We start from the raw sequence: 236 nt of genomic DNA on the forward strand, positions 1-236 counted from the left end.
GCGTCAACCACGGTTGACGCCTTGGCCGAGCGGGCGTCGCGTCGTCAACGCAGGTTGACGCAAAGGGGTGGACGGGTGGGGGTGGACGACGTGGTGCGGACCGCGCTCGCGACGAGTGACGACGACCCACGGGTGGCCCTGGCGGCGGCGCGGGAGATGCCAAGGGCTGAGAACCGGCCCGAGGAGAACATCATACAGCACGCCAGGGCTGCGGGCCCGGCCGTGGCGTAAATTGC

Annotated in this window: 1 protein-coding gene; it reads left to right on the top strand. The window is 70.3% G+C overall.

Features of this window, described 5'->3' with window-relative positions; translation table 11 throughout:
* Nucleotides 1-231 (top strand): hypothetical protein (locus tag ACPYOM_RS23910; RefSeq protein ID WP_481347893.1); only part of this gene is annotated, 231 nt, incomplete at its 5' end.
* Nucleotides 232-236 lie beyond the last annotated feature (5 nt).

Source organism: Monashia sp. HAY1-2A, assembly GCF_056755315.1.